General features: G+C 63.7%; 12 protein-coding genes. 9 read left to right on the forward strand and 3 right to left on the reverse strand.

The features are described 5' to 3' along the window. Both KAZ48_04335 and KAZ48_04340 read left to right on the forward strand, forming a co-directional pair. On the forward strand, positions 1-664 hold a 664-nt coding region (locus KAZ48_04335; protein ID MBP7972005.1), incomplete at its 5' end, for a sensor histidine kinase. After that, a complete protein-coding gene (locus KAZ48_04340) occupies positions 661-1,317 on the forward strand; it encodes a response regulator transcription factor (GenBank protein ID MBP7972006.1) in 657 nt (218 codons plus the stop codon). The genes KAZ48_04335 and KAZ48_04340, both read left to right, overlap by 4 nt. A 35-nt stretch (positions 1,318-1,352) precedes the next feature. Here KAZ48_04340 and KAZ48_04345 read toward each other — a convergent pair whose 3' ends face one another. Both KAZ48_04345 and KAZ48_04350 read right to left on the reverse strand, forming a co-directional pair. Beyond that, positions 1,353-2,156 carry an ABC transporter permease subunit gene (locus KAZ48_04345; protein MBP7972007.1) on the reverse strand — a complete coding sequence of 268 codons (804 nt, stop codon included), beginning with the start codon at positions 2,154-2,156 and terminating at the stop codon, positions 1,353-1,355. After that, complete coding sequence (locus KAZ48_04350) at positions 2,153-3,052, reverse strand: ATP-binding cassette domain-containing protein (protein ID MBP7972008.1); 900 nt, start codon at positions 3,050-3,052, stop codon at positions 2,153-2,155. The genes KAZ48_04345 and KAZ48_04350 overlap by 4 nt, the downstream gene beginning before the upstream one ends. A 122-nt stretch (positions 3,053-3,174) precedes the next feature. On the opposite strand from KAZ48_04350, the gene KAZ48_04355 reads away from it, so the two are divergent. From KAZ48_04355 to KAZ48_04380, 6 genes are all read left to right on the forward strand, one after another. Further along, positions 3,175-3,375: a hypothetical protein gene (locus KAZ48_04355; protein MBP7972009.1), complete on the forward strand. Its 201-nt coding sequence runs from the start codon at positions 3,175-3,177 to the stop codon at positions 3,373-3,375. Positions 3,376-3,477: 102 nt separating this feature from the next. Next, positions 3,478-6,252 (forward strand): hypothetical protein, encoded by a 2,775-nt coding sequence (locus tag KAZ48_04360; GenBank protein ID MBP7972010.1) that lies wholly within the window; start codon positions 3,478-3,480, stop codon positions 6,250-6,252. A gap of 130 nt (positions 6,253-6,382) precedes the next feature. Further along, complete coding sequence (locus KAZ48_04365; GenBank protein ID MBP7972011.1) at positions 6,383-7,066, forward strand: hypothetical protein; 684 nt, start codon at positions 6,383-6,385, stop codon at positions 7,064-7,066. After that, complete coding sequence (locus tag KAZ48_04370) at positions 7,063-7,770, forward strand: DUF2306 domain-containing protein (protein ID MBP7972012.1); 708 nt, start codon at positions 7,063-7,065, stop codon at positions 7,768-7,770. Before KAZ48_04365 ends, KAZ48_04370 begins: the two co-directional genes overlap by 4 nt. Next, positions 7,767-7,982, forward strand: a complete 216-nt coding sequence (locus tag KAZ48_04375) for a hypothetical protein (GenBank protein ID MBP7972013.1) — start codon at positions 7,767-7,769, stop codon at positions 7,980-7,982. Before KAZ48_04370 ends, KAZ48_04375 begins: the two co-directional genes overlap by 4 nt. A 147-nt stretch (positions 7,983-8,129) precedes the next feature. Further along, complete coding sequence (locus KAZ48_04380) at positions 8,130-8,240, forward strand: helix-turn-helix transcriptional regulator (protein MBP7972014.1); 111 nt, start codon at positions 8,130-8,132, stop codon at positions 8,238-8,240. 370 nt (positions 8,241-8,610) lie between these two features. On the opposite strand, the gene KAZ48_04385 is transcribed toward KAZ48_04380, so the two are convergent. Beyond that, positions 8,611-9,606 (reverse strand): NAD(P)-dependent alcohol dehydrogenase, encoded by a 996-nt coding sequence (locus tag KAZ48_04385; protein MBP7972015.1) that lies wholly within the window; start codon positions 9,604-9,606, stop codon positions 8,611-8,613. A 161-nt stretch (positions 9,607-9,767) separates the two neighbouring features. Here KAZ48_04385 and KAZ48_04390 point away from each other — a divergent pair. Then, positions 9,768-10,349: TetR/AcrR family transcriptional regulator C-terminal domain-containing protein (locus KAZ48_04390; protein MBP7972016.1), on the forward strand; the 582-nt coding region annotated here is incomplete at its 3' end.

Consider the following 10,349-nt stretch of genomic DNA (forward strand, 5'->3'; position numbering starts at 1 on the left):
GCGTTCCCAGCATGCCGCCCGCGAACGGGGGCTTGAGCAGGTGAAGTCGCAGGAGCGCCTCCTTTTGGCGCGCGAGCTGCACGACACGGTGGCACACCACATCTCTGCCATCGCTATCCAGGCACAGGCAGGGCGCGCTCTCGCGGCGACCGACCCTTCGTCGCCGCTCGAGGCGCTGGAGGTGATCGAGGTGGAGGCGTCTCGCACGCTCGCGGAGATGCGGGCGATGGTCCGCGTGTTGCGCAACGAGGCGCTCGTCGACTACGCACCGCAGCCCGGTGTTGCCGACCTCGAGCGGCTGTCCGGTGCTTTGCCTGCCGGGCCGCGGGTGGAGGTCAGGGTCTCGGGTGACCTTGCCGGCCTCCCGGCTGCGATCGACGCCGCTGTCTTCCGGATCGCGCAGGAGTCGGTCACCAACGCCCTGCGGCATGCCCGCAACGCTACCCTGATCGACGTGAGCGTCGTCGGTGATCCTTCGACGGTCAGCCTCGTCGTCCGCGACGACGGTGATCCGGGCTCGGCTGACCATGCCAACGAAGCGGGGTTCGGGATCACCGGGATGGTGGAACGCGCATTGCTCCTAGGTGGCGCGTGCCGGGCAGGTCCCTGCCCCGACGGCGGCTGGGCCGTCAGCGCGACACTGCCGCGGCAGGTATCGGCGTGAGCATCCGGGTGCTGGTCGCCGACGACCAGGATCTCGTCCGAACCGGACTGCGGCTGATCCTCGGCACCCTGGACGGCATCGAGGTCGTGGGGGAGGCGCGCGACGGGCAGGAGGCGGTGCGGCTGGCCCGCGAGCTCCGTCCTGACGTGTGCCTGATGGACATCCGGATGCCCGTCCTCGACGGGGTCGAGGCGACCCGTCTGCTGGCCGGGCCGGACGTCGAGGACCCGGTAGCGGTCGTCGTGATCACAACCTTCGACCTTGACGAGTACGTGCACGGTGCGCTGTTGGCCGGCGCCACCGGCTTCCTGCTCAAGGACGCCGGACCCGAGTTGCTCGGCGAGGCGATCCGGGCGGCCGCCCGAGGTGACTCGCTCATCTCGCCCAGCATCACCCGCCGGCTGCTGTCGACGTTCGCGCGCACGGGTCGGGCAGCTCCTCCCGCCCAGCCGATCGACCCGCTCACCGAACGCGAGGAGCAGGTGCTGCTCACCATCGCACGGGGTCGCACCAATGCAGAGATCGCCGCCGAGCTGCACATCAGCCTCAGCACGGTGAAGACCCACATCGGCAGCCTCATGGCCAAGCTCGGCGCCCGTAACCGGGTGGAGGTTGCGATGTGGGGGTACGAGACCGGCCGGGTCGGGGAGTAGAGGACGGCCGCCTCCGGCCGGCATTTGCGGTGGAGTTACTTGACCTCGCAGCGGCGCAGGAACAGTAGCCCGACCAGCAGGGGAATGACGATCCAGATCATGATGGTTGAGGCGAGCATCGCCCACTCCTGACCGGTGTTCGTGGCGCCCTCGAAGAGCGCCACCTGCGTTTTGTTCCAGTCGATCCACGGCTGCAGGTCCTCGAACCACGGGCGCACCTGCGCCAGGAGGACGAGGATGCCCGGCATGACCAGTGAGACGACGAAGTAGCCCACGATCGCGGCTGCGGAGTTGCGCAGCACGACCCCAAGGGTGAAGCCGATGGCCATGCCGAGCAGGTTGCCGAGCACCATCTGGAGCGCCATGGACTGCGGAATGTCCCACACGGTGTCGACGCCGGCGAGCGCGGAACCTGCCACGTTGCCGAGGGCGCCCACCGCGAGGGCGAGGGCCACGGAGCCGACGCCCACCAGGACGGTCGCGATCGCTTTGGCACCGATCACGCGTCCACGGCTCGGCACGAGCGTGAACGTCGTGAGCCCACTGCGCTGGCTCCATTCACTCGTGACGGCCAGGATCGCGATTATCGGCAAGATCACCGACATCGGCAGACCGATCGCCGTCGCGAAGTTCTCGTAGGTGACCTCGCTGTCGGGAGCGAAGATGATGACCGCCCCGGTCGCGATGACCGACAGGACGCCGATGCTGACGAGCATCCAGAATCCCGAGCGGGTGTCGAACATCTTGCGCATCTCGACCTTGACGAGTCGGGTGATCGGAATCGGTCCTGCGGTCGGACGGGCGGGGGTGGTGTTCGGGGGGACAATCGTGGCGGTCATGCCGCAACTCCTTCGCGTTGGGTGTCGGCAGTTAGCGACAAGAACATGTCTTCGAGGCCGGTTCCCTCGGCGGACCGGAGCTCGTTGAGGGCGATGCCGGCGGTCAGGGCTACGGCCCCCACACGAGCGGGATCGGCATCCGTGCGGACCGAGCCGTCGCTGGCGAGCGTGCTGGGGATCCCGGCCTGTTCCAGTGCGTGTGCCAGATCGCGCGGCGACGCCGACCTGGCGAGCGTCCCGCCAGCAGCCAGCAGCTCTTCCTTCGTGCCTGCCGCGACGATCTTGCCGTTGCCGATCACGACCAGGTCATCGGCGATGACCTCGATCTCGTGGAGCAGGTGTGAGGACAGCAACACGGTGCCGCCCTGGCTAGCGAAGCCCGTCAGCAGGTCGCGCATCCACCGGATCCCCGCGGGGTCGAGCCCGTTGGCGGGCTCGTCGAGGATCAGCACCTGGGGGTCTCCGAGGAGTGCGGTGGCGATGCCGAGGCGTTGACGCATCCCGAGGGAGTAGTTGCGCACCCGGCGCTTGGCCTCAGTGGGGGTCAGACTCACCAGCTCGATCATCTCGTCGACCCGGGTTCGCGGCAGGCCCATGGTGTCGGCGGCAATGGTGAGGATCTCGCGTCCGGTGCGGCCGGCGTGCTGGGCCGAGGCGTCCAGGAGGACGCCCACCTTGAGGCAGGGGTTGGGGAGGTCGGCGAACCGGACGCCGTCGATGGTGGCCGAGCCGGACGTCGGGGCGGTCAGACCCACCATGACACGCATCGTGGTGGACTTGCCGGCACCGTTCGGACCGAGGAAGCCGGTCACGCGGCCGGGGTGGGCAGTGAAGGAGACGTCGTCCACGGCAGTAAAGCCGGCGTACCTCCGGGTCAGAGACTCAACTGTGATCATGGGTTCAACCCTCGCGGCACCGCGTCGTGCGCGTATCGGTTCGACGGCCAGTCTTGTCCTAACCGGAAGTACGGGGCCGGGACCGTGCCTTAGGCCAATCTCACGAACGTGACGCATCCCTGATGAACACCAAGTGCACCCGCCAACTACGCCTCAGGGTCGACGGCCACCTCGGCGAAGCCGGCGATTCCCTGATGATGAAGCTGGGCGAGGACGCGAACCGAGTTGCCCGATCACCAGATTCGATTGCCCTCCATCAACTCTCCTTCGTTCGCGGCGGGGGAGCACTCTCACTTCGGGGTGTCTTTCGCGAAGGATCGTGATGGGGGAAGCGTTTGGTAGTCCCAGCCATCGAATTGCGCGCAATTGAGGTTTCGAGCAATTGCACAACGACCTGGCTGCGCATTGACGGCTATCGTGACCGGATGCCGACCTTGGCAACCAAGCTAAGAGTTCCGGCGCTCCGCCGTGAACTTGTTCCCCGCGCCCGGTTGCTTGAGGGTCTGTCGTCTAAGTCAGGCTCAGTGCCGAGGCTCGTACTCATCGCGGCGCCGGCGGGGTTCGGGAAAACGACCCTGCTGAACCAGTGGCTGGCGCTGGAAACGAAGATCGCCGACGATCAACCGGTTAGCGTCGCGTGGGTCTCCCTCGATAGTGGTGACTCCGACGTTCGACGGTTCCTGATGGACCTCATTGAGTCCGTTGGACGGGTCGCCGACGGGGTGGGGGCCGATGCCTTAGCGCTGCTGGGGAGTACCCGTGACCTCTTGATCGAAGACATTTTGGCCAGCCTCTTGAATGACCTCGACGAAGTCGATGGGCGAACGGTCTTGGCGCTGGACGACTATCACCTCGCGGATTCGTCTGAGGTTCATCAAGCGGTGACGTTTCTCCTGGACAACCTGCCACCCAGGCTGACCATCGCGATCACGACTAGGGCTGACCCGCCGCTTCCTCTTGCACGCCTCCGCACTCGTGGTCAGCTGTTGGAGGTTCGCGCCGCGGATCTGCGCTTCACGCAGGACGAGGCAGAGTCGTTCTTCAACGACGTGATGGACCTCGACCTCGGACCTGCGCGTGTCGCTGCCCTAGAGGCGCGCACGGAAGGCTGGGCTGCTGGTCTGCAACTGGCAGCGCTGTCGGCGCGAGCGCACACGAAAACGGGTGTCCCGGGTGCTGTCGATGAGTTCGTCGATGCGTTCAGCGGGAGCCATCGATTCGTCCTGGACTACCTCGTCGAAGAGGTACTCGGCAGCCAGACTCAAGAGATGCGCGAGTTTCTGATCTCCACGTCGGTACTGCACCAAATGACAGGTGACCTGTGCGACGCGCTTACCGGGAGCACAGGCGGCACGGAATCACTCGGGGCTCTCGACAAAGGCAACGTATTCATCGTTCCGCTCGACGATCGCCGGCAGTGGTACCGCTATCACCACCTTTTCGCTGATGCGCTTCGCGCGAGGGCTATGTCCCAGTCACCTGGACGAGTGGCAGAACACCACCGGGCCGCGAGTCGCTGGTATGCGGAACAGGGGATGCTAGCCGACGCATTCACGCATGCTTCTGCGAGCGGCGATCCGGAGCGAACCGCCGACATCCTCGAATTGGGATTGCCAGACCTTCGCAAGCGGCGCCAGGATCAAACACTCCTGGACTGGCTGGCGGTACTGCCCGAGGAAGTGGTCCGAGTTAGGCCGCTGCTGGCCACAGCCTTCGCCTGGTCCCGGCTCGTTCAGGGCGATCTCGATGGTGTCGGCGAGTGGTTAGATTTGGCTGAGTCGGGGCTTAGCGCGGACGCTGCGCCGATCGCCTGGCTCACCATCGGGCGGTTGGCGGACGTTGCTCAGGAACGTGACAACACATTACGGATGCTTCCCGCAACCGTCGCTGTTTACCGTGCGTCGCTCGCGCAAGCCCGGGGTCAGACCGAAGACAGCATCGCGCACGCGCAGCGAGCACAAGCCTTGGCCGATCCGCGCGACCATTTCGCTCGAGGGGCTGCGGCTGGCTTCCTCGGATTAGCAGCCTGGGCACGGGGGGATCTGCTGACGGCCGTGGAGACATTTGGTGAGGCTGTCCAACAACTCCACGCAGCCGACAACGTCTCAGACGAACTTGGTGCCAGCGTCGTCTTGGCAAGCATGTCACTAGCGCTCGGTCGCCCGGATGAAGCGCGACAGATCTATGAGCGAAGCCTCAAGACCGCTGACCAACACCGGGGTCCAGCTCTTTCGATCACCGGAGACCTCCATGTCGGACTAGCTGATGTGCTGCGCGAGGAGGCCTGTCTCGAAGCTGCCTCGCAACACCTCAAGGAGGCTCGGGAACTCGGCGATATTGCGTCACTGCCGGAGAATCGATACCGGTGGTACGCCGCGATGGCGGGGCTACTTATCGCTGAGGGCGATCTCAACGGCGCCGATCAAATGTTCCACGAGGCCGAGCACCGGTACATACCCGGCTTCTTTCCTGACGTGCGTCCCATCCCCGCAGCGCAAGCGAGAGTTTGGATTTCCCAAGGCCGCTTCGGAGAAGCCAGACGATGGGCAGAACAGCATCGGGCCAACGACATAGACCAAGGCAGCTACCTTGACGAGTTCAATCAGTTGACACTCGCCCGGCTGCTGGTCGCCGAACACCGAACGGCGTCCGATTCATTGGCTGACCACATTGACCGGGCGCTAGCCATCCTCAACCGGATCATCGAGTCGGTCGGACCAGCTCGCACGAGCAGCCTGGTTGAGGCCACGATCGTGCGGGCGATGGCACACCACGCGGCAGCCAATCTCGACGACGCACTCGCCGACATTCGCGCAGCCATCACCGTGGGGGTGCCGGTCGGCTACCGTCGCCTGTTTCTCGATGAAGGTGAGCCCATGACCGATCTCCTTCGCGCGGTGCTGAGTTCCGCCAATGGTGAGGCGGTAGCAGAGTTCGCGTCGCTTCTACTCGCTGCGGCGGAACCGCAGCGCGCTTCATCGATCGTGGTCGCTGCGTCACCCGGCGGTGACGCGCTCAGTGATCGCGAACTTGATGTGCTCAGAATGCTCGCCACGGAACTGACCGGACCGCAGATCGCCCGGCAACTATTCATCTCGGTTAATACATTGCGCACCCACACCAAGCGCATCTTCACCAAGCTCGACGTGAATACCCGACGAGCTGCCATTGCTCGTGCGGAACACCTCGACTTGCTCTGAGCCAAACCCGAAGATTCAATCACCACATCAGTCACATCACATGGTGATGTGGCATCACCAAGACGGCTCCTAACGTCGTGAATCTGAACGGACAACCGTCCGCCAGTTGAAACATCACGAGGAGCCCTTCATGAAAATCACGCCTGAACGACTCGGCCAGGCTGCCGGCCTTTGCGCAGCAGCAGCCGGGGCAATCTTCGTACTGGTTCAGATCAACCACCCAGCGATGAACCTCGATACGGTCACTACTTCAGAGTGGGTAGTTCGTAGCACGGCCAAGCTGTTGATGACGGCGTTGGCACTCGTCGGCATTACTGGGATCTATCTGCGCCAGTTCCGTCAGGTCGGGGTGATGGGCCTGATCGGTTACCTGCTCTTCAGCCTGGGCTACCTGGCGATGTTGGGTGTCGAGGTGGTCGCGGCATTCGTCCTGCCAGCATTGACCGAATCCGATCCCGGATTTGTTTCGGACATCCTGCGTGCAGCCGCGGGGGGATCCACGGTGGGAGACATCGGTCTTATGCAAGTGGTGCTCTCAATCTCCGGCATCGGCTACATGGTCGGCGGGCTCGTTTTCGGCATCGCAATCTTCCGGGCAGGGGTCCTGGCAAAGTGGGCCGCTGCACTATTAGCCGCTGGCACCATCAGCACTCTGGCGTTGTCCGTTCTGCCGGAGGCATTCAACCGGTTCTTCGCACTCCCAGTGGGGGTCGCACTGGTCGGGTTGGGGCTATCGCTGTGGAAGGACCAGCGCAGCCGTGGAGCCGAAGTCGAGGCAACAGTGGCGAACCTCGAACCCGCTCCTACCCGATGACCACCCAGGAGTTGGAGCGCCCGACACAGGTGAGGTCGGGCGCTCCCCGAGACTGGACGGTCGCCATCGCGCTGGTGGCGCTGGGTGCGATCCCGCTGATTGCGGGAGCGCTGCGTCTTATCCAGTTGGCCGGAGGCCCGTCGCCGATCGCGACCGATGGCCGCCTCAGCGGGTTTCCAATGCCCGTCGTGCTGCACATCGTCTGCGCAGCGATCTTCGTGCCGCTTGGGGCCGTTCAGTTCGCGGCGAGTGTGCGGCGCCGATTCCCTGCCTGGCACCAACGCGCCGGTCGCGTCGCGTTTGTAGCTGGTATTGGCGTGGTCATCTCGGCGCTGACGATGACCCTGCTGTACTCGCAGAAGGCTGGAACCGGCGACCTGCTCTACGGCATGCGCCTCTTCTTTGCCTCGGCGATGGGCATCGGTCTGCTGCTCGCGCTGGCAGCTATCCGACGACGCGACATTCCCACCCACCGAGCATGGATGATCCGCGCGTACGCGATCGGCATCGCCGCGGGCACCCAAGCCTTCACTGGAGGCATCAGCGAAGCGCTATTCGGCGTTGGAGTTCTGCAAGGCGACCTCGCGAAGGGGGCGGGTTGGGTGATCAACCTCGCGATTGCCGAGTGGGTCATCCGTCGACAGCCGAGAATTCAGCGGCCGAGCCATCGCGCACTTCAAGCACCTCAGGAGTTGACGGGATGACAAGCGACGCTGCGGTGACGTATGAACTGAGGGTTCAAGGAGAACTCGATGACCACTGGGCGGACTGGCTGGGCGACGTTCGCATGGTTCGCGATTGTGACGGCACCTCAACGTTCGTCTTGTCGGTCGTGGATCAGGCGCAACTCCACGGGCTTCTTGCGCGACTTCGGGACATAGGTGTCCCGTTGCTCTCGCTCAAGGCAGTTCGATGACGACGCTGGTCGCGGCTGTGGTCGTGCCGAGGAGCCAAATGCGAGCCAAGTGCTTGCTATTTGCGGGGAATCGAGGTGAACGACCTTGGTGACAGCTGGAGCAGGTATTGGGAATGCGCTGGAAATTGTCGGGACCACTTGAAGCAGATGCGCGGTCGACGAAGCCTGACGCTTGCAACTGTCGCCGAGGCAACCGGCACCTCCAAGAGCACCCTGTCGCACCTTGAGAGAGAGGGGGCGGCACAAGCCGAGCTTTGAGTCTTACCGCTGGCGCAGGCATACCGGATCCCGTTGGACGATCTGGGCCGGGCACCCCACCGTGTGACTGGGCTCGCGCGAGCCTGGCCTACGGCGAGTTATTGCGACGCTCTCGGCGCCGCGCTGATGCGCCATCACATTTGCGCGCCGCGCTCGTCCAATCCGAGGAGCTTGACGCTGATCAATTCATCGCCCGCACCGCAACCGAGTTGCGCGTCCGGAGAGACCGCGTGTAGGCGGGACCCGTCGACTGCTTTGCCATTGACACCGATGGAACTCCAAACAGAGCAGCTTGGTGCACTGAACTTCCAGTCACCGTCGAAAGCGCGGATGATCCCGCTGTTCCGCTGCAACCGTTTCCGTTGCCGACTCAGTTCCGCGAGTGACTTTCGTGGTCACCAACGCTGATCGCCAGTTTGCCGCGGACTTGGCCGGCAAGTAGATCGGCGATCGCGGTCGGCGCGTGGGACAGGGGGTAGATCTGGTCGACCACGGGGTTCACGGTGCCCGACTCGATCAAGTTGGTGATGACGCTGAGGTCTTCGGCGTTCACCGCACAAATGAACGTGCCCAACTTCTGGCTAACGAATGGTGAGAGCAGCATCGCTCGAATTTGACGATCGGTACCACCAAGCCAGCGGCCGTCGGTTTCACCTCCTGCGATCACGAGTGTGCCCTCCGGGGTGAGTGCCCGACGCAGTTCGGTAAGGGTCCGGTTGCCGCCAATGTCGATGATCACATCGTATTGCTCGCCTCGGCTAGCGATCTTTTGCTGCGTGTAGTCGATGACGTGATCGGCGCCAATTGCCTTGACGTGGTGCACCTTTGATGTGCTGCACACCCCGGTGACTTCGGCACCCCACGCTTTGGCGATCTGGACGGCGTATGTGCCAACTCCACCGGATGCACCGATGATGAGGACTTTCTGACCAGCCTTCACGTTGCCCTTGCGCAGACCCTGCAGCGCAGCCACAGCTGAGACAGGAACGACGGCCGCCTGTTCGAACGAGAGGTTCGCGGGCATCCTTGCCAGCCTGTCGGCCGATGTCGTTGCGTATTCGGCGAAGGACCCATCGGCATTGCCATAAACCCGATCTCCCGGCGCGAAGGTGGTCACGTTGCGTCCCACGGCTTCGACCGCTCCGGCTAGGTCCATCCCGATCACTGGGTTCTTCGGTGCGCGGACGCCGTAGCCAGCTAGGCGCACGGGGTAGGGCAGGCCTGTGATGAGGTGCCACACACCGCGATCAACGCCGGCCGCCTCAATCCGAACCATAACCTCATCGGCACCGACAGTGGGTCGATCGATCTCTTCGTACGACAGTGCGTCTGCTTGGCCGTAAACGTGGCGGGTGATCGCCTTCATTTGGCTGCTCCCTGCTCCTCCAGCCGCTACTTCGGTGCTCGTTGTCTTCGTCGCATCAGATGTCGCGTTCATGGCTCGATCTCTACCCTCCGCTATACTTACGATGTAAGGCGAAGGTACACTTACGTTGTAAGTAAGTCAACCGAACTCAGGGGGACCCCATGCCGCCGACTAAGAAGCTCAGCCGAGAACGCGTCCTCGAAGCTGCGGTCACAATCGCCGATCAGCAGGGGATCGGGGGGCTAAGCATGCGCAAGCTCGGTGAGGCGCTTGACGTTGAGGCGATGTCGCTTTACAACCACGTCGCTAACAAAGAGGACATCCTCGACGGAATGATCGACATGGTCTTTGCCGAGATAGAAATTCCTTCCGACGCAGACGATTGGAAGTCGGCAATGCGCGCGCGTGCACTATCGACACGCAAGGCGCTGTTGAGACATCCGTGGGCGACCCCACTGATGCAGTCACGCACCACGCCGGGACCGGCGACACTGGGACACCACGATGCTGTCATTGGGACCCTTCGCAACGGGGGCTTCTCGATCGAACTGGCGGCGCACGCGTTCTCGTTGATCGACGCCTATATCTACGGGTTCGCGCAACAAGAATTGAGCCTGCCGTTCGAGACGGGTGAACAGACCGCCGAGCTTGCCGAGGCGATTATGGCCGGGATGCCTGTCGATCGATATCCGCACCTGGTGGAACTGACAACCGAGCACGTCCTGCAACCCGGTTACAGCTAT

The sequence above is a fragment of the Candidatus Nanopelagicales bacterium genome, from assembly GCA_018003655.1.
GTDB lineage: Bacteria > Actinomycetota > Actinomycetes > S36-B12 > UBA10799 > JAGNDY01.

What these genes read in the sequence shown, in the direction of transcription:
- KAZ48_04365 (MBP7972011.1), top strand. Translation starts at nt 6,383, where the DNA reads ATGAAAATCACGCCTGAACGACTCGGCCAGGCTGCCGGCCTTTGCGCA.
- KAZ48_04375 (MBP7972013.1), top strand. Translation starts at nt 7,767, where the DNA reads ATGACAAGCGACGCTGCGGTGACGTATGAACTGAGGGTTCAAGGAGAA.
- KAZ48_04350 (MBP7972008.1), bottom strand. Translation starts at nt 3,052, where the DNA reads ATGATCACAGTTGAGTCTCTGACCCGGAGGTACGCCGGCTTTACTGCC.
- KAZ48_04355 (MBP7972009.1), top strand. Translation starts at nt 3,175, where the DNA reads ATGAACACCAAGTGCACCCGCCAACTACGCCTCAGGGTCGACGGCCAC.
- KAZ48_04380 (MBP7972014.1), top strand. Translation starts at nt 8,130, where the DNA reads ATGCGCGGTCGACGAAGCCTGACGCTTGCAACTGTCGCCGAGGCAACC.
- KAZ48_04370 (MBP7972012.1), top strand. Translation starts at nt 7,063, where the DNA reads ATGACCACCCAGGAGTTGGAGCGCCCGACACAGGTGAGGTCGGGCGCT.
- KAZ48_04345 (MBP7972007.1), bottom strand. Translation starts at nt 2,156, where the DNA reads ATGACCGCCACGATTGTCCCCCCGAACACCACCCCCGCCCGTCCGACC.
- KAZ48_04385 (MBP7972015.1), bottom strand. Translation starts at nt 9,606, where the DNA reads ATGAAGGCGATCACCCGCCACGTTTACGGCCAAGCAGACGCACTGTCG.
- KAZ48_04360 (MBP7972010.1), top strand. Translation starts at nt 3,478, where the DNA reads ATGCCGACCTTGGCAACCAAGCTAAGAGTTCCGGCGCTCCGCCGTGAA.